Below are 23,658 nucleotides of genomic sequence, written 5' to 3'. Positions count from 1 at the left end.
TTAAGGACGGGGCGAGGGGCGGATCACTCCGCCGCCATCGGCACCGGATCGGAATGCGGGTTGGCGCTGTAGCGGTCGATGCGCTTCTCGATCTCGGGGCGGAAGTGCCGGATCAGGCCCTGGATCGGCCACGCCGCCGCGTCGCCGAGCGCGCAGATGGTATGACCCTCGATCTGCTTCGTGACATCGAGGAGCATGTCGATCTCGCGGCGCTGCGCCCGGCCCTCCGCCATGCGCAGCATCACGCGCCACATCCAGCCCGTGCCCTCGCGGCACGGCGTGCATTGGCCGCAGGACTCGTGCTTGTAGAAATAGGCGATGCGCGCGATCGCCGAGACGATGTCGGTGGACCGGTCGAGGACGATCACCGCCGCCGTGCCGAGGCCGGAGCCGAGGTTCTTCAGGGTGTCGAAGTCCATCTTGGCGTCGATGATCTGCTCGGCCGGGACCAGAGGCACCGAGGAGCCGCCGGGAATGGAGCAGAGGAGGTTGTCCCAGCCGCCGCGCATGCCGCCGCAATGCTTGTCGACGAGCTCCCGGAAGGTGATCCCGAGCTCCTCCTCGACGTTGCAGGGCTTGTTGACGTGACCCGAGACGCAGAACAGCTTGGTGCCGGTGTTGTTCTTGCCGCCGAGGCCCGCGAACCAGGCGCCGCCCCGGCGCAGAATCGTGCCCGCGACCGCAATCGACTCGACGTTGTTGACCGTCGTGGGGCAGCCGTAGAGGCCCATATTGGCCGGGAACGGGGGCTTCAGGCGCGGCATGCCCTTCTTGCCTTCGAGGCTCTCCAGCAACGCCGTCTCCTCGCCGCAGATATAAGCGCCGGCGCCGTGGTGCACGTAGATGTCGAAGGGATAGCCGTGGACGTTGTCTTTGCCGACGAGGCGGGCTTCGTAGGCCTCGTCCACCGCGCGCTGGAGCGCGTGCTTCTCGGCGACGTACTCGCCGCGGATGTAGATGTAGCAGGCATGCGCGGCCATCGCGAAGGAGGCCAGCATGCAGCCCTCGATCAGGAGGTGCGGATCGTGCCGCATGATCTCCCGGTCCTTGCAGGTGCCCGGCTCGGATTCATCGGCATTGACGACGAGGTAGTGCGGGCGCCCGTCCGACTTCTTGGGCATGAACGACCACTTGAGCCCGGTGGGGAACCCGGCGCCGCCGCGGCCGCGCAGGCCCGACTGCTTCATCTCGTCGATGATCCAGTCGCGGCCCATTTCGAGGAGGAACTTGGTCCCGTCCCACGCCCCCCGCTGCTTGGCGGCGTCCAGCCCCGGGGAGTGCAGGCCGTAGAGGTTCGTGAAGATGCGATCCTGATCGGCGAGCATGTCAGTTCCCCTTCTTTGGGGCGGGAGACCGGGGTGTCGCGGCCTTCGTCGCCGACGCCTTGGCCGGTGCCTTCGGACCCGCAGGCTTCGTGACGGCGGCATCCGGGCTGGCGCCCGAAGCGGCCGGCTGCGGCGGCGGCTCGTTGCGTGGCAGGTCGGACTGGGTGCCCGCTTCCGCGCCGGCGGCTTCCGCCTTCGCGATCGTCACCGGCGCGGGCGCCGTCGGCACCGCCGGCTGCGCGGTCGAACCCGTGCCGTCCGCGGCATTCGCATTGTCGTCCGGTTTCACCGGGGTCTCGCCGGCCGCGGCCCGCTGGGCGGGCGCATCGGTCGCCGGCGTCTCGACCGCCCGACCGGCATCGGGACGAGCCGGCTTCGGCTCGGCCGCGGCGCGCCGCTCGGACGACGCCGCCTCGGCCTTGCCCTGCTCGCTGCCCTCCTCGGCCTCCTTCTCCTCGAAGCGCTTGCGCCAGGCCCCGACCCGCGAGCCGTCGAACAGGGTGGCGTCGGTGAGGGTGTCGGCGCCGCCCAGCGGCTCGGACGAGGTCCGCCCGACCTGCGATCCGACCTTGACGGGCCGGCCTGCGGCGAGGTCGTCCATCAGCTTCCCGAGGAGATCGGGGGTCAGGTCCTCGTAGTAATCCTGGTTGATCTGCGCCATCGGCGCATTGCAGCAGGCGCCCAGGCACTCGACCTCGAGCCAGGAGAAGTTGCCGTCGGCACTGACATGGCCCGGCGCGCCGAGGCGGTGGTGCAGGTAGTCCTTCAGCTCGCGCGCGCCGCAGGAATCGCACGGCACGGTCCCGCAGAGCTGGATCCAGAACTTGCCCACCGGCTCCAGGGCGAACATCGTGTAGAAGGTCGCGACTTCGAGCACGCGGATATGCGGCATGCCGAGTTCGTCGGCGACGGCCTCGATGGCCTTCTGCGGCAGCCAGCCGCCGTTCTGCTCCTGCGCCTTCCAGAGCAGCGGGATCACCGCCGAGGCCTGGCGGCCCTCGGGGTACTTCTCGATCTGACCCTTCGCCCATTCGGCGTTCTCGGAGGAGAACGCGAAGGCGGCGGGCTGCTCGGCGGCGGGGGCGAGTCTGCGGTTGGCCATCAGTTTCGAACCTTGATCCTCACCGGTCCACTTCGCCGAACACGATGTCCAGCGTGCCCAGCACGCAGGACACGTCGGCCAGCATGTGGCCGCGGCACATCCAGTCCATCGCCTGCAGGTGGGCGAAGCCCGGCGCGCGGATCTTGCAGCGGTAGGGTTTGTTGGTGCCGTCGGCGACGAGATAGACGCCGAACTCGCCCTTGGGCGCCTCGACCGCGGCGTAGACTTCGCCGGCCGGCACGTGGAAGCCCTCGGTGTAGAGTTTGAAGTGATGAATCAGCGCTTCCATCGAGCGCTTCATCTCGCGGCGCGGCGGCGGCGCGATCTTGCCGTCCGTGGCCGAAATCGGGCCCTGGCCGCCCGGCTCGCGCAGCTTGATGCAGCACTGCTTCATGATCTTGGCCGATTCGCGCATCTCTTCCATGCGGATGACCTGGCGATCGTAGGTGTCGCCGTTCTTCCCCACGGGGATGTCGAACTCCATCTCCTCATAGGCCTCGTAGGGCTGCGACTTGCGCAGGTCCCACGGGATGCCCGAGCCGCGCACCATCACGCCGGAGAAGCCCCAGGCCATCGCCTCGTCCACGGTGACGATGCCGATGTCGACGTTGCGCTGCTTGAAGATGCGGTTGCCCATGACGAGGTTGTCGAGGTCGTCGACCACCTGCAGGAACGGGTCGATGAAGGCTTCGATGTCGTCGATCAGCGCGGGCGGCAGGTCCTGGTGGACGCCACCGGGCCGGAAGTAGTTGGCGTGGAGGCGGGCGCCGGACGCGCGCTCGTAGAAGATCATCAGCTTCTCGCGCTCCTCGAAGCCCCAGAGCGGCGGCGTCAGGGCGCCGACATCCATGGCCTGCGTGGTGACGTTGAGAAGGTGGGAGAGAATGCGGCCGATCTCGCAGAACAGCGTCCGGATGAGCTGCGCCCGCCGCGGCACTTCGAGCCCGAGCAGCTTCTCGATGCCGAGGCAGAAGGCGTGCTCCTGGTTCATCGGCGAGACGTAGTCGAGGCGGTCGAAGTAGGGCGTCGCCTGGAGGTAGGTCTTGTGCTCGATCAGCTTCTCGGTGCCGCGATGCAGGAGGCCGATATGCGGATCGACGCGCTCGACGATCTCGCCGTCGAGTTCAAGCACGAGGCGCAGCACGCCGTGCGCCGCCGGGTGCTGGGGTCCGAAGTTGATCGCGAAGTTGCGGATGTTGTGCTCGGTCATGGCCTCGCTCCGCCGCTCAGGCCGACGTCTTCTCGTCGCCCGGGAGCACGTATTCGGTGCCCTCCCACGGCGAGAGGAAGTCGAAGTTTCGGAATTCCTGGGTGAGCTTCACCGGCTCGTAGACCACGCGGGCCTCGTCCTGGTCGTAGCGGACCTCGACGAACCCCGTCAGCGGAAAATCCTTGCGCAGGGGATGCCCCTCGAAGCCGTAATCGGTGAGCAGCCGGCGCAGGTCCGGATGCCCCGAGAACAGGATACCGTAGAGATCGTAGGCCTCGCGCTCGAACCAATTCGCCGCCGGGAAGACCTCGATCACGGAGGGCACCGGCGTCTGGTCGTCGGTCTGTACCTTCACGCGGATGCGGGCGTTATGGCGCAGCGAGAGGAGGTGATAGACCACATCGAAGCGCTTCTCGCGGGCCGGGTAGTCGGCCCCGCAGATGTCGATGAAGCAGCGGAAGGCACAGGCCGGGTCGTCGCGCAGGTAGGTCAGGGCGTAGACGATGTCGCTGGCCTGAACCACGAGGGTGAGTTCGCCGAACGCGATGGTGCTCGAGACGATCGCGGGACCGAGCGCTCCGGCGACATGATCGCCGATCCGCTGGAGGGCACCGATGCCGGAATCCGGTGCGGTGTGGGCGAGGATGCTGATGCCGTTGGTCATGCCGGGCGTCCTTCCTCAGCGCTCGATCGTGCCGGTGCGGCGGATCTTCTTCTGAAGCAGGAGCACGCCGTAGAGCAGCGCCTCGGCGGTGGGCGGACAGCCCGGAACGTAGATGTCCACCGGCACCACCCGGTCGCAGCCGCGGACCACCGAGTAGGAATAGTGATAGTACCCGCCGCCGTTGGCGCAGGACCCCATGGAGATGACGTAGCGCGGCTCCGGCATCTGGTCATAGACCTTGCGCAGGGCGGGGGCCATCTTGTTGGTGAGCGTGCCGGCGACGATCATCACGTCGGATTGGCGCGGGCTCCCGCGCGGCGCGAAGCCGAAGCGCTCGCAATCGTAGCGCGGCATCGACATCTGCATCATCTCGACGGCGCAGCAGGCGAGGCCGAAGGTCATCCACATCAGCGAGCCGGTGCGGGCCCAGTTGATGAGATCGTCCGTCGAGGTGACGAGGAAGCCGCGGTCGGCGAGTTCGTTGTTGATCGACAGGAAGGTCGGATCGTCGGCGCCGATCGGCAGCCCCGTGTTGGGATCGATGATCCCCTTGGGGGCCGGCGCGATCGCCGGGGCGCGGGAGAGGTCGGGGCTGAAGGCCATCGGTTTCTCGGGATCAGGCTTCGGACAGGCAGGCTTCGTCGGCAGCGCGATTCGGCGGCGCTAATCCCATTCGAGGGCACCCTTGCGCCACTCGTAGACGAACCCGACGGTCAGAACGCCGAGGAAGGCCATCATCGACCACATGCCGAACCAACCGAGCTCCCCGAAGGTGATCGCCCACGGAAACAGGAATGCGACTTCGAGATCGAAGATGATGAACAGGATCGCGACGAGGTAGAAGCGCACATCGAACTTCATGCGCGCGTCGTCGAAGGCGTTGAAGCCGCACTCGTAAGCCGACAGCTTCTCGGGATCGGGGCTGTTGTAGGCGACCAGGAAGGGCGCGACCAGCAGAGCCGCGGCAATGAACACCGAGACGCCGATAAAGACGATGAGGGGCAGATAGTCTGCCATCAGGCCGGACATGCGGGACCTCTCGTGTTCGCGGACGATTGCGACGCCTTCGGCGCCGACGGCCACGTGGAATTGCTCCAATGCCAGACTGCGCAGGCGCGAGGCTTAGACGACCCCCTGGAGTGAAACAAGGGCATCGTGCGTCGCACAAAATCGGCCATGCGCCCCAGGTAGTTCTTCCCCTCTTGCGCACAACACGACGGATGCGCGCAGGCAGCATCGCGGCCGGGTTCTTGCAAGCCCTGCCATAGGCTTGTCTGGCATGCCAGGCAGCACGGATCACGGGGATATCGGGGACATCCCGGACCATCTGTCAGAGGGCGCTGGCGATCGCGGCGGAGCGGGAACCATAACCTTGGCCGTCTGTTTCGTTCATGTCCCACTCAGGCCGGATCGCGTTAGGTCGGCGCAACATTCGACCTCATAGGAGACGCTTCGTGCGCATTGCCCAGATTGCTCCGCTCTCGGAGGCCGTACCCCCGAAGTTCTATGGCGGGACCGAGCGCGTGGTGTCGTGGATCACCGAGGAACTGGTCCGCCAGGGTCACGACGTCACGCTGTTCGCCAGCGGCGATTCGGAAACCTCCGCCAAGCTGGCGGCCTGCACGCCGGAGGGCCTGCGGCTCCTCGGCTACCGGGATCACACCGCGAGCCACCTCGCGATGCTCCACCACGTGCACAAGCGGGCGCACGAGTTCGACATCCTGCACTTCCACATCGATCTGCTGCAGTACCCGATGTTCGAGGACCTGAACCACAAGTGCCTCACGACGATGCACGGACGCCTCGACGTGCCGGACTTCATGCCCGTCTACCGCACCTTCACGGGCATGCCCCTGGTGTCGATCTCGGACAACCAGCGCGATCCGATGCCCGAGAACGTCAACTGGCTCTCGACCATCCACCACGGTCTTCCGGCCCAGAACTGCCCCTTCTACCCGGAATCGAAGGGCGGTTATCTGGCCTTCCTCGGCCGCATCTCGCCGGAGAAGCGCCCGGACCGGGCCATCGAGATGGCGATCCGCTCCGGCGTTCCGCTGAAGATCGCCGCGAAGGTCGACAAGGCCGACCAAGATTACTGGGACGAGGTCATCGAGCCGATGATCCACCATCCCCTCGTCGAGTTCATCGGTGAGATCAATGAGGAGCAGAAGAAGGACTTCCTCGGCAACGCCCTCGCCCTCGCCTTCCCGATCGACTGGCCGGAGCCCTTCGGCCTCGTGATGATCGAGGCGATGTCGGCCGGCACCCCGGTGATCGCCTTCCGCAACGGCTCCGTGCCGGAAGTCATCGCCGACGGCGTCTCGGGCGTCCTGTGCGACTCGATGGACGACGCGGTGGCAGCGGTTCACACGGTCAAGGCGATGAGCCGCGCCGGCGTGCGCAGGCACTTCGAGGGCAACTTCACCGCCGAGTGCATGGTGCGCAAGTACGTGGCCGCCTACGAGCGGCTGCTCGCCGGCGCGAACTCGGTGATCAAGCTGCCGCATGCCGGCGCGTTCTCCTCGCATTACGGCGAGATGAACGGGTCCGCCCTGCCTCAGATCTCCGTCGCCGCCATGCCGGCCTGATCAGGGCCGAGCCGGGCTCCGCCCGGCATCGGTTTTGCTCGCCGCCGGACTGGCTTGGCGCCGCAAGATTGCCGCACTACCTCTGCCACTGAGGGCCGCCGCGCCGCATCATGCGACCGGCGGCCCTTTTGATTCGACCCCCCATTTCGGAGACGCTCAGGCATGGCAGCGGATACACTGAAGGCGACCTCCGAAACCGCGGCCGGGACGGCCGCGACCGAGACGCGGATCCCCCGCGGTTTCCAGGATGCCGACGAAGTCCTGCCGCAGTACCACATCGAGGCGCAGACCTCCCTGGTCGAGCGTCCGCTGCGCTCGCTGAAGTACGGCGAGGCCTTCGCGGTGCTCGACAGCTACGGCGATATCGGCGTGCTCCCCGGTCCCGAGGGCCTCTACTTCCAGGACACCCGCTACCTCTCGCGCCTGCACGTCACCATCGAGGATCAGCGCCCGCTGCTGTTGTCTTCCGTGATGCAGGACGACAACGGCGCGCTCAGCGTCGACATGACGACGCCCGACATCCGCATCGATGCCCATGACGAGACCACGATTCCCCGCGAGCTGATCGCGATCGAGCGCACCAAGTTCCTGTTCAAGGGCGCCTGCTACGACCGAATCGGCCTGCGCAACTACGATTCCCGGCACTGGCACCTGAAAATCGCGGTCACCTTCGATGCGGATTTCCGCGATCTCTTCGAAGTGCGCGGCATGGATCGCCCGGTGCGCGGCAAGCGCAGCGTTCAGGTGGCGAGCGAGTCCGAGGTCCAGTTCCGCTATGCCGGCCTCGACGAGGTCGTGCGCACGACGAGCCTGCATTTCGGGCCGAAGCCGAAGCACATCGAGCCGGGCCGGGCCGAGTTCGTCGTCTCCCTGCCGCCGGGCGGCCGCGCCTCGCTGTTCCTCCGGGCGGTCTTCGAATCCCACCGTGCCTTCACGAGCGCCCCGGCCGCCGAGCGGGTCGGCGAGGATGCGGCCGCCGGCCTGTCGCGCGCCGCCGGCAGCTCCGCCGCCCCGCGCCATCCCAAGGGCCTGGCCGAGGGCGTCATCTTTGCGCGGGCCTACCGCGATTCGCGCCGCGACCTGCGGCAGCTCACCGCCGGCATCACCACGATCATCTCGTCGAACGACCAGTTCAACGAGGCGGCCTGCCGCGCCACGGCCGACCTCTACATGCTCGCGAGCCGCACCCCCGAGGGGATCTACCCCTTCGCCGGCATTCCCTGGTACTCCACGGTGTTCGGGCGCGACGGCATCATCACCGCCATGATGGCGCTCTGGATCGATCCGAATTTCGGCAAGGGCGTCCTGCGCTACCTCGCCTCGACCCAGGCCAAGGCCGTCGACCCGGCCGCCGACGCGCAGCCCGGCAAGGTGCTGCACGAGACGCGGCGCGGCGAGATGGCCATGCTCGGCGAAGTGCCGTTCCGGCATTACTACGGCACCATCGACGGCACGCCGCTCTTCGTGATGCTGGCTTGGGAATACTACGCCGTCACCGGCGACCTCGAGACCATCTCGGCGATCTGGCCGGCCCTGGAACTCGCCCTCACCTGGATGGACAAGTACGGCGACCGGGACGGCGACGGCTTCGTCGAGTATGCCCGCGACACCGACAAGGGCCTTGAGAACCAGGGCTGGAAGGACAGCCACGACTCGATCTTCCACACCGACGGCAACCTCGCCAAGGGACCGATCGCACTTTGTGAGGTTCAGGGCTACGTCTATGCCGCCAAGAACGGGGCGGCCAAGCTCGCCTCGCTCCTGGGTCACGACGATCTCGCGCAACGTCTCGGCAAGGAGGCGAAGGTCCTGCGCGAGAACTTCGACAAGGCGTTCTGGTGCGAGGCGATCGGCACCTACGCCCTGGCCCTCGACGGCGAGAAGCGGCAATGCGCCGTGCGCTCGTCCAATGCCGGCCACGCGCTCTTCACCGGCATCGCCCTGCCGGAGCGGGCGGCGAGCGTCGCCGCCAACCTCCTGTCGAAGGACGGCTTCAACGGCTGGGGCGTGCGCACGATCGCCCGCGGCGAGGCGCGCTACAATCCGATGTCGTACCACAACGGCTCGATCTGGCCGCACGACAACGCGCTCATCGCCCTCGGATTGGCGCGCTACGACCTGAAGCCGGAAGCCTCGCGCATCTTCGAGGGGATGTTCGACACGGCTCTCTACCAGGATCAGAAGCGCCTGCCGGAGCTGTTCTGCGGCTTCATGCGGCGGCATCAGCGCGGTCCCGTCTCCTACCCTGTGGCCTGCTCGCCGCAGGCCTGGGCAGCGGCCGCACCCTTCGCCTTCCTGGCGGCCTGCCTCGGTCTGGAGATCGACCACGACCGCAACCGGGTGCGCTTCCGCAATCCGACCCTGCCGCCTTTCCTCGACGGCGTCTCGATCTTCAACCTGAAGATCGGCACCTCACGGGTGGACCTGCGCCTGCAGCGCTACGGAGAGGACGTGACGGTCAACGTGCTCCGGCGGACGGGCGACGCGCAGATCTCACTGTTGAAGTAGACCCTCGCGGAGCGGGCAGCGCCTCGTCGCGGGCGCTGCCCTGGAAGACCGGCGCCGACTCGGCCATCGGTCGTCGCAAACGAAAAACACCGCCTTCCCGGGAGGAAGACGGTGCGTTCGCCGCATCAGAACGTCAGCGCGCGACTCAGCGCGGCGCCAGGATCATGATCATCTGCCGGCCCTCGAGCATGGGCTCGCTCTCGACCTTGGCGATCTCCTGGGTCTCGTTCTTCACCCGCTCGAGCAGGCGCAGGCCGATATCCTGGTGTGCCATCTCGCGACCCCGGAAGCGCAGGGTCACCTTGACCTTGTCGCCCTCCTCGAAGAACCGGATCACGGCCTTCATCTTGGTGTCGTAGTCGTGCTTGTCGATGCCGGGGCGGAGCTTGATCTCCTTGACCTCGACCGTCTTCTGCTTCTTGCGCGCTTCGTTCTGCTTCTTCTGTTCGTTGAAGCGGAAGCGGCCGTAATCGAGAAGCTTACAGACGGGAGGGACGGAGTTCGGTGCGATCTCGACGAGGTCGAGGCCCGCTTCCTCGGCCATGGCGATGGCGTCGAAGAAGGCGACGACGCCACGGTTCTGTCCGGTGTCGTCGATGAGCTGCACTTCGCGAACGCCGCGGATGTCCCGGTTGGCGCGCGGCCCGTCCTTCTGCGGGGCCGGCATAGCTCTCATTGGTCTACGAATGGCTTTGATCTCCTAGTGAAACGACGAAACGGCAGCCTGCGAACCCAAACCCCGTTTGGGGTCGATCCTGGCCACCCATCGCTCGCGAAATTCGGTGCGACACCTTGGCTGAACTCTCGTGCAAGTCAACACGGTCGTCGCGGTTTGGTTCATTGGACGCAGCGATCAACCCCGCGGAACCACCGCCCGGCCGGCGATGAGGTCGGCGTAGACGGCGAGCGTGTCGCCGACCATGCCTTCCAGGGAGAAGTGCGCCTCGACATGGGCCCGGCCGCGCCGGGTCATGGCATCGCGCGCACTGGCTCCGAGGGACAAGGCCTCCGTCAGCGCGTCGGCCAGGGCGCGGGCATCGCCGGGCGGCACCCGCCACCCCGTGCGCTGGGCCGGCGGAACCTCCGGGGGCGCCAGCACCGTCTCCGGCACGGCACCGAGATCCGAGACCACCACCGGCGTGCCCAAGGCCTGCGCCTCCACCGCAGAGCGTCCGAAGGCTTCGGGCTCAACGGATGGGACCGCGACGACGGAGGCCGCCCGGAAGGCGGCCGGCATGTCGGTGCAGTGCCCGACCCGGTGCACGATGGCCTGAAGGCTGCGTGCCGCGATCAACGCGTCGAGCTCGCGTTCGTAGCCGATGCGTCCCTGCGGATCGCCGGCGAGCACGATGGCGACGTCGGTGACGCCGCGGTCGCGCATCAGTGCCGCCGCCTCGATCAGGACGCGCTGGCCCTTCCAGCCCGTGAGGCGCGCGGCGAGCAGCACCACCCGCTCGTGCGGGGCGACGCCCCAGGCGCGGCGCAGGGCCTCCACGCGGGACGGGAGAACCGCCGCGGGCGTGAACTGGGCGAGATCTGTGCCGCGATGGATCACCCGCACCCGGTCGCCCGCCTGTTCCGGGTGCAGGGCACGGATCAGGTCGGCCGTGTAATGCGAATTGGCGATGACCACGTCGCCGCGCGCCATCACGGAGTTGTAGAGGACCTTCACGCCCGTCCGGCCGGAATAGCTTCCGTGATAGGTGGTTACGAAGGGCAGCTTCAGCCGCCGCGCCGCACCGAGGGCGACCCAGGCCGGCGCCCGCGAGCGCGCGTGGACGATCTGCACGCCCTCGCGTCGGCACAGGCGCGCGAGGCGACCCACGTTCAGGGCCATCTTGAGGGGGTTCTTCGAGGCCGCGGGAAACGGCAGCCAGATCCCGCCCTTGGCCTGCAGCTCGCCGATCAGGCGGCCGCCCTCCGTGGCCACCAGTGCCCGGGCGCCGGCCGCCGCCAGGGCAGCGGCGACGTCGACGGTGGTGCGCTCGGCGCCGCCGGCATCGAGTTCCGGGACGATCTGCAGGATGGTCGCCCCGGCGAGGGGCGCCCGCTCACTCGGGAAACTGCCGCGTCCGTCGCCGTTCATGACGGGCAAGCCGGAATGGCCCAGGGCCGGGGGAAGAGGCTCGAGCTGCTCACCCGAGGCGAACGGAGTCCGTCTTGCGTTTCGGTCATGGCCGTGAGCTTGAACGCCGCGCTTTACGGCCCGGTAAACGAAATGCGAAGGCGATGCATTCAGTTCGATGCATCCCAGGGCGAGGGTTAACGAATGACGTCTGCGCAGGGCGAGGCTCCGGACTTCATCGAGGCCGGCACGGGAGCCGCGGCACGCCGAATCGCGGTGCGGCGGAGGATGGGAGCCGGTCCGCCCCTGGTCTGGCTCGGAGGTTTCCGCTCCGACATGGGCGCCACGAAGGCGATGGCCCTCGATGCCTGGGCCGCGCGCGAGGGCCGCGCCCTGGTGCGCTTCGACTATTCGGGGCACGGCGAGTCGGGGGGCGTGTTCGCCGAGGCCACGATCTCGACCTGGCTCGCCGATGCGCAGGCGGTGATCGCCGCGCATGCGCCGGAACGCCCGATCCTGGTGGGATCGTCGATGGGCGGCTGGATCGCCTGCCTCGTGGCGCGCGCTCTCGCGCGACAGGGTCGGCCGGCCCCCTCGGGCCTCCTCCTCATCGCACCGGCCCTGGATTTCACCCAGAGCCTCCTGTGGGATCGGTTTCCGCCGGAGATCCGGGCGCAGATCGAGCGGGACGGGGCCTGGTTCCGTCCGAGCGCCTACGATCCGAGTCCGGTACCGATCACGCACGCCCTGATCGAGGACGGGCGAAGCCACTGCCTCCTGGGAGGCGCCTTCGATCCCGGCTGCCCCGTCCACATCCTGCAGGGCATGGACGACCCGGACGTGCCCTACACCCACGCGCTCCGGGTGGTGGAGAGCCTGCCGAAGGCCGGCACAATCCTCACCCTCATCGCCGATGGCGACCACCGCCTGTCGCGACCGCAGGATCTCGCGCGGCTCCTGGCGGCGGTGGCCGATCTTCCGCCTAGTGCAGGCTGACCGTGTAGAGATCGTTGGCGGCCGCGTTGGCCACCACGGCATCCCGCGAATCGGCGAGCAGGATCGGGGCTCCGCTGGCGGAGAGGAGCGCGAACAGGTCGAGCCCGGGGGTCAGGTCGGGCGCCTGCGGGAAGATGCGCTTCACCTCGTCCGAGCGGATGGCGCGCACGTAGGCGATGTGCCCCTCGCCGAGGGCCGCGAGATCGGCCACATTGAACTCCGCCGGGTCGAGATCGGCCCGGGTGAGCGGATTGGTGTTGAACTCGGTCATGGACTGCCCTCCTTCTTGGCAGAGCGGTACACCGGGACCCTGCCCGGCGGTCGATGTGGCGTCGAAGCCCCGGGGTCAGGCCTCGTCACGGGACGCGATGGCGATCTTGCGCACGATCCGGTCCGGCTCGGGCCGGGTCAGGTCGATGGACAGCAGGCCGTTCGACAGGTCGGCACCCATCACCTCCATGCCGTCCGCGAGCAGGAAGGCGCGCTGGAACTGACGCGCCGCGATGCCGCGGTGCAGGAACTGCCGGGTCTTGTCATCGACCTGCCGGCCCCGCACGACGAGCTGGCTCTCCTCCAGCATCACGTCGAGCTGGTCGCGGGTGAACCCTGCCACCGCCAGCGTGATGCGAAGCCGCTCCGGCTGGTGCTCGGTGCGCGCCAGACGCTCGATGTTGTAGGGCGGATACCCGTCGTTGGCGGCCTTCGACACCCGATCGAGGGCCTGTTCGATCTCATCGAACCCGAGGAGAAAGGGATGTCCGAACGGTGAGGGTCGAGTCGTCACGAACGCATGTCCTTCCAGCGAAGCCCGAAACAGTGTTTCATGAGGCACTTCGGTGATCGGGGCCCGCCTGGGCAGCACCCCTCCCGGCGATGTCTCGCCGGTCCTCGCGATATGGAGACCGCTCCCGGGTGCATCAAGGGTTCGACCTCTCGGGCGCATGGCCCCGTTAGCCCCTGAGACCTCAGGTGTTTTCGGCAATCCGGCCCGGGACCGTTCGGCAGAGGACAAGCTTAGCCGCATCCAGGCCCCAAGTAACAGTTTGGAATTCCTCTGATATTCGGCCCTGCGCTTGATCTGCGGCCGGGTCCTCGGATATGCCCACCCCGCATCAGTCAGCGCCCGGATCGTGGTTCTCGGACCGCGCCCCTCGGCATTGGCGAACCCGAATCGGGGCTGGGCGGACTGTCGCGACATCGCGTCGGAACAGGCCTCGTCCGGGAACCGGAACAGCGTCGCGGCTGGCGGCGAAGACCTTTGGCGGAGTGCGCGGCGTGATCGGAGAACGGCCCTTGCGGAGGAATCGGTTCATCGTGGCGCGGCCCGGCGCCTCCGTCCTCGCGGCCCTGACGATGCTCGGGGGCCTGGCCGCGACGGCCGGCGCGCAGGACGGCAAGGCCGCGGCCCCGCCCCTGAAGCTCGAACTGAACCGCCTGGAGCCCGCCGGCGACGCCTGCCGGACCTACCTCGTCGTGGACAACAGCCGCGGTCCGGCCCTGAAGTCCCTGAAGGTCGACCTCTTCGCGTTCGACCCGGAGGGCATCGCCCAGAAGCGCCTCTCCGTGGAACTCGGACCGGTGCAGGACCGCAAGACCATGGTCCGCCTCTTCGACTTCCCCGGCATCGCCTGCCCGAAGATCAGCCGCCTGCTCCTCAACGACGTCCTCGCCTGCGAGGGCGGCGAGGCCAGCCGCGAGACCTGCCTCGATCGCATCGAGACCGAGAGCAAGACGCCCGCCGCCTTCGTGCGCTGATCGGCGCACCCGAAACCCGACGACGCCGTCCGCACGCCGAACACCGCCCCCATCGAGAGAGACCGCCATGGATCCGACCGCCGCACCGGCCGAAGTCGCCCACGACTTTTCCTTCATCGGACTGTTCCTGCAGGCCGATCCGATCGTGAAGGGCGTGATGATCCTGCTCGTGGTCGCCTCGATCGCGTGCTGGACGGTAGTGTTCGAGAAGATCGTGCGGATCGCCGCCGCCAAGCGTCAGGCCAAGGCCTTCGACGTGCTGGTGCGCTCGGGCGGGGCGCTCGAATCCTCGGGCGGCGGCATCGACGCCCAGATCACGGGTGCGGCCGTCGAGGCCTGGCGCGACCAGGATTCCAGCGAGACCCGGGCCGAGCGTCGCGACCGTATCGAGCGCGCCATGCGCGCGACGCTCACCAGCCGGATCAAGCGCCTCCAGACCGGCCTGCCGCTCCTGGCCACCGCCGGCTCGACCGCGCCGTTCATCGGCCTGTTCGGCACGGTCTGGGGTATCATGAACTCCTTCTCGTCGATCGCGAAGAGCCAGGACACCTCGCTGGCCGTGGTGGCGCCGGGCATCGCCGAGGCGCTGTTCGCCACCGCCATCGGCCTCATCGTCGCGATCCCGGCGGTGATGGCCTACAACAAGCTCATCAACGATGTCGGCCGGGTCCAGTCGAGCTTCGTCTCCACCATCGGCATCCTCGGCAACCGCCTCGCCCGCGACCGCACCGTGCATGGGCGCGCCGCCGCCGCCGAGTGACCGTTCCGTCCTGACCGGGACCCGCTTCACCGAGACCTGATTCGGCGCCGCGCGAGCGCCGATTCCCGACAGCAACCTGTGCGGCGGACCGGCCTGATCGCCGTCCGCCCTGGCCCCGGAGGGCCGCTCCACGATGGCAATGGGTTCGATCCGCGCCGGCGGCGGCGACGACGAGGATGGCCTCGACGCGGCGCCGATGTCCGAGATCAACGTCACCCCGATGGTCGACGTGATGCTCGTGCTGCTGATCATCTTCATGGTGGCCGCCCCGCTGATGACCACGGGCGTGCCGGTGCAGCTGCCCAAGACCACCGCCCAGAAGGTCGCCCAGGCCAAGAAGCCGCTGGAGATCTCCATCGACAAGGACGGCAAGCCCTACCTCGCCAAGGAGGAGCTGACCCCGGACGCGATCATGCCGCGCCTGCGTGCCCTGGCGGCCCAGGATCCCACCCAGGTGATGCTGGTGCGCGGCGACCGCGACGTGCCCTACGGCAAGATCATGGAGGTGATGGGCCTCGTCGGTCAGGCCGGCTTCACCAAGGTCTCGCTGATCGCCCAGTCGCCCGGCGGGGCGCTGCCGTCGGCGCCGGCCGCCGCTCCGGCCCCCGCCAGCGGAACGCCGCAGTAATCCATGAACGCCCTGCATCCCAACAGCGCCTTCGTGACGACCGCCGAGCCGGAGCAGCGCGGCCCGTCCGGCCTCACCGCCGCCTTCCTCGCCGCCCTCGCCCTGCACGTCGCGGCGCTCGTCGGTATGGCGCTGTTCGGCACGGCGCCGACCACACCCCCGGGTGAGAACATCGTCACGATCGATCTCGCGCCGCAGATGACGGAGGCGAACACCCAGGCGCCGGCCGAACAGGCGGCACAGGCGCCGGCCCCGCCCGAGGCGAACCCGGTGGAGACGCCGGAGGCCGTTCCGGTGACGAAGCCCCTGGAGACCACCGAGGTGGCGCCCCCCGAGGCGACCGTCCCGCCGCCGCCGGACGCGACGCCGGTCGCGCCCGAGGCCACCACCATGGCCGAGCCGCCGGAGGCGCCGGTCACGCCACCCGTGGAAGCGGTGGCCGAGCCGCCGCCCGAGGACCAGGTGATCACCTCGACTGCGCCGGAGGCCCCGGCCCTCGCGCCGCCCCCGCCGACGGTCGCCGAGGCGCCGAAGCCCGTGGAGGTGGAGAAGCCGAAGCCCGACATGGCCAAGATTCTCGAGGCCAAACGCGAGGCCAAGCGGAAGGCCGACCGCGAGGCGCGCCTGAAGGCCGAGCAGGAAGAGCGCCGCGAGGCGATCGCCGAGGCCCGGCGCGAGGCGGCCAAGGAGGCCAAGGCGAAGGCCGCCAAGGAAGCCGCCCGCCGGGCGTCGGCCGCAGCGAGCGAGGGTCGTGCCCAGCAGAACTCGGCTTCCGCCTCGCGCCAGAGCAGCGCCGGCGCCGCCGCCGGAGGGAACGACCCGAACGCCCTTCGGGCCTGGCAGGGCATGCTGAGTTCGGCGATCCGGGGCCGGATGAACGCGAACGCGGCGGCCGGAACCAGCGGCGGTGTCGCCGTCGTCCGGTTCACCGTGTCCCGCTCCGGCCAGGTCCTGAGTTCGGGCCTGGCCAGCAGCAGCGGCGTCGGCGCCATCGACAGCGCTGCCCTGGCGACGGTGCGCGGCTCCCTGCCGCCTGCCCCGGCCGGCATCTCGCTGAGCAGCCTCGCCGTCACCGTGCCCCTGCGCTTCAGCCCCGGCCGCTGATCGCGGCCGACGGTAGGCGGCCATGGCCGTGTGGTTCACCAGCGACACGCATTTCGGCGATCCGCGCATCCTGCGGATCGACAAGCGGCCCTATCCGGACCTCGCGGCCCACGATGCCGGGCTGATCGCCGCCTGGAACGCCGTGGTGGCACCCGAGGACGAGGTCTGGCATCTGGGCGACTTCGCCCTCGGCCCCTCCGAGGCCCGCCTCACCGAGATCCTGGCGGCCCTGCCGGGCGTCAAGCACCTCATCGCCGGCAACAATGACGGGCCCGGAACGCTGCGGGCCCCCGGCTGGGCCTCGGTCTCGCACTATGCCGAGGTCACCGTGGAGGCACGCCGCCTCGTGCTCTGCCACTATGCCTTCCGGACCTGGAACGGGATCGGGCGCGGCGCCCTCAACCTGCATGGGCACTCGCACAACAAGCTGAAGCCGATCCCCCGGCAATACGACGTCGGCGTCGACGCACAGGGAGCGGCCCCCGTCTCCCTCGCGGCGATCCTGGTCTCGCGCCGGCGACGGACGGCACCGCACAAAACCGTGGAACCTTAGCGGCGGGTTTGCCGTTTCCGGAACCTGAACGCGAGATGAGCGCCATCGTCCAACACAATATTGGAGATGTCGGTCGTGATCTTGCGGACACTTTCGAACGCTCGATGAATTCTGTTCACCGGCCGCACGCCCAGTGTCCCCATCTTCAGGTGTCCCAATGCGTCAATCGCTACGACTTCCCCTCGCCGCAGCACTGCTTGTAAGCTTCGTGGCCCCTGCCCTCGCGGCACCGGCCTGCCTCGATGCCCAGCGCAAGGTCGATGAAGCCAACGCCCTGCGCTACCAGTTCCGCCAGGAGGCCCGGCTCGGCAATCACGACCGCGTCTGCGACACCCTCGACGAGATCGGCGACCGCTACGCCGATGCACGTGACGCGTTCGAGGATTGCGGCGCGGGCGTCATCGCCATCGACCTGCGCAGCGAGTCGCGAGCCCTGCGCGACGCCAAGCGCGTCCATCGCTGCGACTGATCGCGTGCGGGCCCGCACGCCCGCCCGCCACGCTTCGTTTCACTGTGAACTCACACGCGGCCGATGATTCGCCGCCGCCAAGGTCAGCCATCATGAACACCATCGCCGCCCTCGACCTGAAGAGCACGGATCGCAGCCTGTCCACCGGACCGTCCTTCGCCGCCGCCCTCTGCGGTTTCGTCAGCACCACCGTGGCGACCACGATGGTGATGTTCCTGATCAGCAGCATCTGAGACGCGGGCGCGCGCCGTCTCAGGGGGCGACGAACCAGAACCGGCGCTTCGAGAACAGCATGTCCGGCTGGCCGACCGCCGTGCCCGGCCGGCAGCCCGGATCGGGGCGCGGTGCCTCCGGCGACTTCGCCGCCGGCATCATCAGGGCGCTGGAGACGGGAAACAGGCCGAGCTTGGCCTGAACGGCCGGCTGGCGGACGGCGGAGATCGTGACGAGTCCGACCAGCAACCCGCCCGCGACCGTACCGAGAACGAAATTCATCATGTGGTGGAATCCGGCATCCCGCGCGTGATCCGCGCGGACGCCCGCTCTCCCTCGTCGCATATCCCGGCATGATTACGGCACGGACCGATCTTACGATCCCTTAACAATCGAAGGCCTAAGGTCTCCTCCGCGCCCCGAATCAGGTCTGCGCCGTTGAAGGAGGAACCAGCGATGTCGTACGGCGCCAGCGCCTATGCCCGGGTTGCACAGACCGCGTTGTCGCCGCGCGAAGCGGAAGCCGCCGTGCTGATCAAGGCCGCGACCCGCCTCCAGGCGATCCAGACCGACTGGACCAATCAGGCACCCGCCCTGAACGAGGCGCTGAACTTCAACCAGAAGGTCTGGACCATCATCGCCGGGGCCGCCACCGCGCCCGAGAGCCCGCTGCCGATCGAGATCAAGAACAACATCGCCGAGCTCTCGACCTTCGTCTTCAAGCGGATGATCGACACGCTGATCGAGCCGAGCGCCGAGAAGCTCTCCGCCCTCATCAGCATCAACCAGAACATCGCCGCCGGCCTGCGCATGTAAGGCGCTCGCAACGCGCGCGACGACAGGGCCGAAATCGAGAGAGCCCGCCGCTTCCCAGCGGCGGGCTCTCTCGTTTCATCGAACCTCTCAGCACCTCACCCCTCGGACGCAGCGGGGGGCGCCAGCCGCTCGGCCAGCGACTGCTCGTACTGGATCAGCTCCTTGCAGCGCTTCAGCGCGCGGTAGAGATCGCGTTCGGCGATGAAGTCGTGGATGTCGCGCAGGTAGGGCGCCATGCTGGGCGCCGCCGCGATGAGCGCATTGGCCTGGGTGATGAACAGGTCTTCCGCCTCCGGCGTGACCTCGGCGAGGTACATCACCGTCAGCGTCACGTAGAGGCGCTTGCAGGCGGTATCGGCCTCGCTCTCCAGGATGATGTCGCTCTCCCGCAGGAACTTCGTCACGGTCTCGATGACGAAGCTGGAGCGGCGGGACCCGTTGCGGATCGCCGTGCCCCCGATCAGCAGACGCTCGAACGGCTTGAGCTCGATCTTCAGGGGCATGGCGATACTCGTTCCGGACCTCACCGGCACATTCACCGATCTTGGTTAACAAGACCTCAACGGCGCGTTCGGCCCGGACAACCAACGCTCTGAAGAAAAAGGGACTTTTTCCAAATCGACCACAATCGACCGATCTTCGTAAGCTTTCGTTCGGTGCGCCTATTAAGTCGATCGCAAGGGATGGGTGGTCATGTGCACGGGCCTCCAAAAACGGAGGCGCACCGATCAGAATGGATCGAACACCATGTCCTCAGGCATCACCCTTACCGCCGCGACCCGCCAGAACCTGCTCTCGCTGCAGGGCACGGCCGATCTCCTCTCCAGCACCCAGAACCGCCTCTCCACCGGCAAGAAGGTCAACTCGGCCCTCGACGACCCGACGAGCTTCTTCACCTCGCAGTCGCTGTCCGGCCGCTCCGGCGATCTCGGCTCGCTCCTCAATGGCATCTCGAACGGCGTCCAGACCATCCAGGCCGCCAACCAGGGCATCACCTCGATCCAGAAGCTGGTCGATTCGGCCAAGTCCACCGCCAACCAGGCACTGGCCGACAAGAGCTCGGTCTCCAGCGGAACCCCGGCTACCGCCGCGATCCTAACGGCTGTTACCGGTTTCCAGGGTACGACAACCGCCGCTACCGATGGGACCCAAGATTTTTCGGGTACTCGAAACGCTACCTTCACCCTTGGTGACGGGACCAACACCACCACGATCACTCTCGATGCGACGACCTTGAGCGGCGTTACCAGTAACGTTTCCAAGGCAACCGCCGATGATGTCGTTAAGGCGATTAACAACCAACTTGCCAACGACACCACCAACCCTGCTGCTGTCACTGCCTCCAAGACCACTGACGGCCGTATCGTCTTCACCTCAACCGCGACGGGTTCGGCCGCCTCTGCGGTTGTCACCAACGCAGCTAGTAACGAAGTCGATATCGGGTTCGGCACGGCGGTCGCCGCCCAGACTGCCACGGGTGCTGCTGCCAAGAGCACAGCAACTGCTGCGATCGCAGTCGCCAACACGGCTGTAGCGACGACGCTTGATCTCTCTGGCGCCAACACGGCTGCGTTCAACATCCAGCTGGGCAGCGGCCCGACCAAGACCATCACGGTGGCGGCAGGTGCGACGCCGGCTGCAACCACGAAGACCGAGATCCTTGCCTCAATCAACAGCCAGCTTTCGTCGGACACCGGCTTCAAGGGTCAGGTTACTGCGAGCTTCGACGCCAACAACAAACTGACCTTCACCTCGACTGCGACCGGTTCGTCGCAGAAGATCACCATCGACAACTCGACCGGCGGTACCACTGACCTCGGCTTCGGCGTTGCCGGCACGACAACCAAGGCTGTCGTCGCCTCGGGCTCCGGTTCGGCCAGTGGCACGAACTCCACCCGAACTGCGCTGGCCAAGCAGTTCAACGACCTGTTGACCCAGATCACGCAGCAGGCCCAGGACTCCAGTTACAACGGCATCAACCTGCTTTCCCGCTCGGGCAGCGACCCGAGCGAGAACTCGCTGAAAGTCACCTTCAACGAGACCGGCTCTTCAAGCCTTACGATCGCCGGTGCGAAGCTCGATGCCGATGGTCTGGGTCTCAACTCGATCACCGGCGGCTTCCAGTCGGACGATGAGATCAACTCGGCCCTGAAGGCGATCACCACCGCCACCAGCCAGCTCCGCGCCCAGTCCTCGACCTTCGGCTCGAATCTCACCGTCGTGCAGAATCGTCAGGACTTCTCGAAGAACCTGATCAACATCCTCGACACCGGCTCGGCCAACCTGACGAACGCGGACCTCAACGAGGAAGCCGCCAACTCCCAGGCCCTGTCGACCCGCCAGTCGATCGGCATCTCGGCCCTCTCGCTCGCCAACACGGCGCAGCAGGGCATCCTGCAGCTCCTCCGCTAAGGACGAGCCCGCCGCCGGCCCCCGGGCCGGCGGTTCTCCTGTTTTCACAGACCGCAAAAGAGAAGGCCGGGGCTCAGCGCCCCGGCCTTCTTTTCGTTTCGGGATCGCCTTTGCGGTTCAGGCGGTGCGGTCGAGGGGGCGGGTGGCGGGCTTGGCGCGGGCCTCGGCGGCCTCCGCATAGGCCCGAGCCTTGAGCACCACCGGGTCGGGCAGCTGGATGACGACGTCCCCCGAATTCGGGTCGACCTCCTGGTAGACCACCGCCTTGGTGTCCTGGTCGATGCGGATGCGTGGCTCCATCGTGGCCTGCGCCGCCTTGGCGTTCTCCTCCGGGGCCGGCGCTCGCGCGATCCCGGACCGGGGATCGGAGCCCTGGTCCCGACCGCGGATATCGACCCGCACCGCAGGCGCGAGGGGTGCCGGGGCCTGGACCGGCTGGACGGGCGGAATCGGCGCCGGCGTCGCGCCGGTGACGCGGGTCGGCGGCGTGACGCCTAAGCTGGTGATGGACATGGCACGCTCCTGATCGCGGCTCTTGCATTCCGCCACCAGACAAGACGCGCGGCGTGAATGCGATCTTAAGGAATCGGTCCGGCCGGGCCCTTCTTGGTGCGCATGCTCAAGCCGATGCCAAGGCGATGCATCGAATTTTAACGACCCCTCAGATCTCGACCGCAGCCGCGCGCCCCATGCCATGGGGATCGAAGGCGACGCTCTTGACGATGGCGAAGACCGGCCGGCCGGGCACGAGGCCGAGCTCGTGGACGGAGGCGCGCGTCAGGCGCGCGGAGAGAACGGCGCCGCCGCAATCCACTTCCACCAGCACCGTGCCCTCCGCCTGAACGTGCAGGGCGAGCACCTGGCCGCTCAGGCGGTTGCGGGCACTCAGGCCGGCCGGTTCGTCGAGGGAGATCAGGACGTCGCGCGCGGGGATGTGGACGCGTAGACCGGTGCCCACCGCCTGGGCGAGGCGCGGCACCAGGAGCCGCCCGGCTCGTCCCGACAGAAGCGTCAGCCCCGCATTCGGCGCATCGGCCTCCACCACCATGTCGAGGAGCGCGCCGGCCTCGGCCGCGTGGAAGGCACCGAGATCGCCCCGGCGCAGGATGCCCTCGGCGGGTCCGGCCGCGGCGACGCGCCCCTCCTCCAGCACCACGATGGTATCGGCGAGGCGCGCCACTTCCGGCACGGCATGGCTGACATAGACGATGGGGATGCCGGCCCCGTCGCGCAGGCGCTCGATCAACGGCAGGATCTCGGCCTTGCGCTCGGCATCGAGCGCGGCGAGCGGCTCGTCCATCAGAAGCAGACGGGGCCGGGACAGCAGGGCCCGGCCGATCGCCACCCGCTGGCCCTCGCCGCCCGAGAGCCCGACCGGCTGCCGGTCGAGGAGGTGGCCGATCCCCAGGAGCGCGACCACCGCCTCCGGCTCCAGGCCGGCGGCATCCCGGCGCCCGCGCGCGAACCAGCGCCCGTAGGCGAGGTTCTGCCGGACCGAGAGGTGGGGCATCAGCCGCGCCTCCTGGAACACGGTGCCGATGCGGCGGCGATGGGCGGGCACCGCGTGGCCGCGGTCGGTGTCGAGCAGGGTCTCGCCGTCGAGGGTGATCCGGCCCCGGTCGGGCCGGGCCAGCCCGGCCAGGCAGGCGATCACCGTGCTCTTGCCCGAACCGGAGCGGCCGAACAGGACGGTGAGCCCGGCGGGTGCGGCGAAGGCCACGTCGAGGCGGAAGGCGCCGCGCGCCAGGGCGAGATCGACCGTGAGCGTCATCGTTTCAGGCCGCCCCGATCCGGCGCCCGACCCGGCGAGCCAGGAATTCGGAGACCAGCAGGGCCGCCATCGAGATCGCCACCGAGACCAGGGTGAGGCGCAGGGCGCCCGCCTCGCCGCCCGGCACCTGGGTCAGGGTGTAGATCGCCGAGGGCAGGGTCTGGGTCTCGCCGGGGATGTTCGACACGAAGGTGATGGTGGCGCCGAATTCGCCCATCGCCTTGGCGAAGGCCAGCACCGCGCCGGCGAGGACGCCGGGCAGGGCGAGGGGCAGCGTCACGGTGAGGAAGACCGCGAGGGGTCCGGCGCCGAGGGTGGCGGCGGCCTGCTCGACCCGGGCATCGACGGCCTCCAGGGAGAGGCGCATCGCCCGCACCATCAGGGGAAACCCCATCACCGCGCAGGCGAGGGCCGCCCCGGTCCAGCGGAACGAGAGCACGATGCCGAGATCGGCCAGCAAGGCCCCGAAGGTGCCGCGCCGGCCGAAGGCGAGGAGCAGGAGGTAGCCGGTCACCACCGGCGGCAGGATGAGCGGAAGATGCACCAGCCCGTCGAGGAGCGCCCGCCCGGGGAAGCGCCGACGCGCCAGGACCCAGGCGACGGCCAGGCCCGGGACGAGGCTCGCCAGGGTGGCGACCCCGGCCACGCGCAGGCTGAGGGCGATGGCGGACCATTCCTCCGGCGTCAGGCCGAGCCGGTCCGGGATCGTGTGAAGCAAG

General features: G+C 68.3%; 27 protein-coding genes. 12 read left to right on the top strand and 15 right to left on the bottom strand.

The genetic code is table 11. The features are described 5' to 3' along the window. Positions 1-23: 23 nt before the first annotated feature. The 6 genes from nuoF to AC0IWM_RS03865 are packed head-to-tail and all read right to left on the bottom strand — an operon-like array spanning position 24 to position 5,330. A complete protein-coding gene (gene nuoF, locus AC0IWM_RS03890; protein WP_447677801.1) occupies positions 24-1,325 on the bottom strand; it encodes an NADH-quinone oxidoreductase subunit NuoF in 1,302 nt (433 codons plus the stop codon). Between the two features lies 1 nt (position 1,326). Beyond that, positions 1,327-2,427 carry an NADH-quinone oxidoreductase subunit NuoE gene (nuoE, locus tag AC0IWM_RS03885; RefSeq protein ID WP_471753170.1) on the bottom strand — a complete coding sequence of 367 codons (1,101 nt, stop codon included), beginning with the start codon at positions 2,425-2,427 and terminating at the stop codon, positions 1,327-1,329. Positions 2,428-2,446: 19 nt separating this feature from the next. Continuing rightward, positions 2,447-3,637, bottom strand: a complete 1,191-nt coding sequence (locus AC0IWM_RS03880) for an NADH-quinone oxidoreductase subunit D (RefSeq protein WP_471753169.1) — start codon at positions 3,635-3,637, stop codon at positions 2,447-2,449. Between the two features lie 16 nt (positions 3,638-3,653). Continuing rightward, positions 3,654-4,301, bottom strand: coding sequence for an NADH-quinone oxidoreductase subunit C (locus AC0IWM_RS03875; protein WP_471753168.1), 648 nt, complete (start codon positions 4,299-4,301; stop codon positions 3,654-3,656). A gap of 15 nt (positions 4,302-4,316) precedes the next feature. Next, positions 4,317-4,904, bottom strand: a complete 588-nt coding sequence (locus AC0IWM_RS03870) for a NuoB/complex I 20 kDa subunit family protein (RefSeq protein ID WP_056465993.1) — start codon at positions 4,902-4,904, stop codon at positions 4,317-4,319. A gap of 60 nt (positions 4,905-4,964) precedes the next feature. After that, positions 4,965-5,330 (bottom strand): NADH-quinone oxidoreductase subunit A, encoded by a 366-nt coding sequence (locus tag AC0IWM_RS03865; RefSeq protein WP_056465990.1) that lies wholly within the window; start codon positions 5,328-5,330, stop codon positions 4,965-4,967. Positions 5,331-5,755: 425 nt separating this feature from the next. Here AC0IWM_RS03865 and AC0IWM_RS03860 point away from each other — a divergent pair, with 425 nt between their 5' ends. After that, positions 5,756-6,889: a glycosyltransferase family 4 protein gene (locus tag AC0IWM_RS03860; RefSeq protein ID WP_471753167.1), complete on the top strand. Its 1,134-nt coding sequence runs from the start codon at positions 5,756-5,758 to the stop codon at positions 6,887-6,889. A 162-nt stretch (positions 6,890-7,051) separates the two neighbouring features. Then, positions 7,052-9,397 carry an amylo-alpha-1,6-glucosidase gene (locus AC0IWM_RS03855; RefSeq protein WP_471753166.1) on the top strand — a complete coding sequence of 782 codons (2,346 nt, stop codon included), beginning with the start codon at positions 7,052-7,054 and terminating at the stop codon, positions 9,395-9,397. 145 nt (positions 9,398-9,542) lie between these two features. Here the strand turns inward: AC0IWM_RS03855 and infC are convergent, their stop codons facing one another. Together infC and AC0IWM_RS03845 are read right to left on the bottom strand one after the other, a co-directional pair. Beyond that, a complete protein-coding gene (gene infC, locus AC0IWM_RS03850) occupies positions 9,543-10,064 on the bottom strand; it encodes a translation initiation factor IF-3 (protein WP_238280755.1) in 522 nt (173 codons plus the stop codon). A gap of 186 nt (positions 10,065-10,250) precedes the next feature. After that, positions 10,251-11,483 carry a glycosyltransferase family 4 protein gene (locus tag AC0IWM_RS03845; RefSeq protein ID WP_471753165.1) on the bottom strand — a complete coding sequence of 411 codons (1,233 nt, stop codon included), beginning with the start codon at positions 11,481-11,483 and terminating at the stop codon, positions 10,251-10,253. Positions 11,484-11,666: 183 nt separating this feature from the next. Between AC0IWM_RS03845 and AC0IWM_RS03840 the strand changes: the two genes are divergently transcribed. Further along, on the top strand, positions 11,667-12,458 hold the full coding sequence (locus AC0IWM_RS03840) for an alpha/beta hydrolase (protein WP_471753164.1): 792 nt from the start codon (positions 11,667-11,669) through the stop codon (positions 12,456-12,458). Here AC0IWM_RS03840 and AC0IWM_RS03835 read toward each other — a convergent pair. Together AC0IWM_RS03835 and AC0IWM_RS03830 are read right to left on the bottom strand one after the other, a co-directional pair. Next, on the bottom strand, positions 12,445-12,729 hold the full coding sequence (locus AC0IWM_RS03835) for a BQ00720 family protein (RefSeq protein ID WP_471753163.1): 285 nt from the start codon (positions 12,727-12,729) through the stop codon (positions 12,445-12,447). The genes AC0IWM_RS03840 and AC0IWM_RS03835 overlap by 14 nt on opposite strands. 75 nt (positions 12,730-12,804) lie before the next feature. After that, a complete protein-coding gene (locus AC0IWM_RS03830; RefSeq protein ID WP_056214570.1) occupies positions 12,805-13,242 on the bottom strand; it encodes an Hsp20 family protein in 438 nt (145 codons plus the stop codon). Positions 13,243-13,811: 569 nt separating this feature from the next. Here AC0IWM_RS03830 and AC0IWM_RS03825 point away from each other — a divergent pair. From AC0IWM_RS03825 to AC0IWM_RS03795, 7 genes are all read left to right on the top strand, one after another. Further along, positions 13,812-14,213, top strand: coding sequence for a Tat pathway signal protein (locus AC0IWM_RS03825; protein WP_471753501.1), 402 nt, complete (start codon positions 13,812-13,814; stop codon positions 14,211-14,213). Positions 14,214-14,280: 67 nt separating this feature from the next. Beyond that, complete coding sequence (locus tag AC0IWM_RS03820) at positions 14,281-14,973, top strand: MotA/TolQ/ExbB proton channel family protein (protein WP_471753162.1); 693 nt, start codon at positions 14,281-14,283, stop codon at positions 14,971-14,973. Between the two features lie 133 nt (positions 14,974-15,106). Further along, positions 15,107-15,601 carry a protein TolR gene (gene tolR, locus AC0IWM_RS03815; RefSeq protein WP_471753161.1) on the top strand — a complete coding sequence of 165 codons (495 nt, stop codon included), beginning with the start codon at positions 15,107-15,109 and terminating at the stop codon, positions 15,599-15,601. Between the two features lie 3 nt (positions 15,602-15,604). Then, the gene (locus AC0IWM_RS03810) at positions 15,605-16,705 is read left to right on the top strand and encodes a TonB family protein (protein WP_471753160.1); all 1,101 of its coding nucleotides are present in this window, start codon (positions 15,605-15,607) and stop codon (positions 16,703-16,705) included. 22 nt (positions 16,706-16,727) lie between these two features. Then, positions 16,728-17,258 (top strand): metallophosphoesterase family protein, encoded by a 531-nt coding sequence (locus AC0IWM_RS03805; RefSeq protein ID WP_471753159.1) that lies wholly within the window; start codon positions 16,728-16,730, stop codon positions 17,256-17,258. A gap of 157 nt (positions 17,259-17,415) precedes the next feature. Further along, positions 17,416-17,727 (top strand): hypothetical protein, encoded by a 312-nt coding sequence (locus AC0IWM_RS03800; RefSeq protein WP_471753158.1) that lies wholly within the window; start codon positions 17,416-17,418, stop codon positions 17,725-17,727. 92 nt (positions 17,728-17,819) lie between these two features. Next, positions 17,820-17,960, top strand: coding sequence for a hypothetical protein (locus AC0IWM_RS03795; RefSeq protein ID WP_200929990.1), 141 nt, complete (start codon positions 17,820-17,822; stop codon positions 17,958-17,960). 19 nt (positions 17,961-17,979) lie between these two features. On the opposite strand, the gene AC0IWM_RS03790 is transcribed toward AC0IWM_RS03795, so the two are convergent. Further along, positions 17,980-18,225: a hypothetical protein gene (locus tag AC0IWM_RS03790; protein WP_056465956.1), complete on the bottom strand. Its 246-nt coding sequence runs from the start codon at positions 18,223-18,225 to the stop codon at positions 17,980-17,982. A 171-nt stretch (positions 18,226-18,396) separates the two neighbouring features. On the opposite strand from AC0IWM_RS03790, the gene flaF reads away from it, so the two are divergent. Next, entirely contained in the window at positions 18,397-18,756 is a 360-nt protein-coding gene (gene flaF / locus AC0IWM_RS03785; RefSeq protein WP_055947312.1) for a flagellar biosynthesis regulator FlaF, read from the top strand. Positions 18,757-18,851: 95 nt separating this feature from the next. Here flaF and AC0IWM_RS03780 read toward each other — a convergent pair whose 3' ends face one another. Further along, on the bottom strand, positions 18,852-19,259 hold the full coding sequence (locus AC0IWM_RS03780) for a flagellar biosynthesis repressor FlbT (protein ID WP_056465953.1): 408 nt from the start codon (positions 19,257-19,259) through the stop codon (positions 18,852-18,854). Between the two features lie 244 nt (positions 19,260-19,503). On the opposite strand from AC0IWM_RS03780, the gene AC0IWM_RS03775 reads away from it, so the two are divergent. Further along, the gene (locus AC0IWM_RS03775; protein WP_471753157.1) at positions 19,504-21,168 is read left to right on the top strand and encodes a flagellin N-terminal helical domain-containing protein; all 1,665 of its coding nucleotides are present in this window, start codon (positions 19,504-19,506) and stop codon (positions 21,166-21,168) included. A gap of 117 nt (positions 21,169-21,285) precedes the next feature. Here the strand turns inward: AC0IWM_RS03775 and AC0IWM_RS03770 are convergent, their stop codons facing one another. The 3 genes from AC0IWM_RS03770 to modB form a co-directional block, all read right to left on the bottom strand. Then, a complete protein-coding gene (locus AC0IWM_RS03770) occupies positions 21,286-21,681 on the bottom strand; it encodes a hypothetical protein (protein ID WP_471753156.1) in 396 nt (131 codons plus the stop codon). A 148-nt stretch (positions 21,682-21,829) separates the two neighbouring features. After that, complete coding sequence (gene modC / locus AC0IWM_RS03765; protein WP_471753154.1) at positions 21,830-22,939, bottom strand: molybdenum ABC transporter ATP-binding protein; 1,110 nt, start codon at positions 22,937-22,939, stop codon at positions 21,830-21,832. 4 nt (positions 22,940-22,943) lie between these two features. Then, positions 22,944-23,657 (bottom strand): molybdate ABC transporter permease subunit, encoded by a 714-nt coding sequence (gene modB / locus AC0IWM_RS03760; protein WP_279292465.1) that lies wholly within the window; start codon positions 23,655-23,657, stop codon positions 22,944-22,946. Between the last annotated feature and the right edge of the window lies 1 nt (position 23,658).

Source organism: Methylobacterium sp. AC433 (genome assembly GCF_979253015.1).
The sequence above is the reverse complement of the archived record's forward strand: the minus strand, read 5'-3'. Positions and strand labels throughout refer to the sequence as shown.